Genomic DNA, 514 nt, shown 5'->3' with positions numbered 1-514 from the left:
AAAGGTGATGCGGGTGTGGTGGACTGCAGCAGTAAACCGCGCAGCATCTTCAAGGCTGTGTACCTGGACGAGCATGTAGCCCAGTTGTCGGATTGCTTTATGGGCTGGGTGAATCGGGTTGCGGCTGATATCGGCGAAAGTGTTGCGCTGGACGTGAACTAGGCAGCGCTGGATGGCAACATCAGGCCATTTAATACGCAGTGCCTTGAGCGCTCCGCCTGCCCCGTCAGTGGTGACGATGAGTGGTTGCGCGATTTTGTCGAGCAGTTTCAGGTACTCATACGAGCTTTCACGCAAGCACCAATGCCAGGCAATGACGTGTGTATCGGTGCAGGCTACCAGCAGGCATTTCTTGTGAAAGTAGGTGCCGTCGATAAAGACCTGGTCGTAGACACGATAGGGGTCAGTAGACGTGGGCACGGTGATAAACCACAAAAGCTTGAACCACCGGGTCAAAGTTCGTCTGGTTACCCCAAGGCGCTTGGCTAAATGGTCTGCGGATTCACCGGAAAGA

At 54.5% G+C, this 514-nt stretch carries 1 protein-coding gene; it reads right to left on the bottom strand.

The features are described from left to right. A partial coding sequence (locus tag HMPREF2635_RS01895; RefSeq protein ID WP_210401584.1) for a transposase occupies positions 1-514 on the bottom strand: 514 nt, incomplete at both ends.

The sequence above is a fragment of the Corynebacterium sp. HMSC035E02 genome, assembly GCF_001836065.1.
GTDB lineage: Bacteria > Actinomycetota > Actinomycetes > Mycobacteriales > Mycobacteriaceae > Corynebacterium > Corynebacterium hiratae.
The sequence above is the reverse complement of the archived record's forward strand: the minus strand, read 5'-3'. Positions and strand labels throughout refer to the sequence as shown.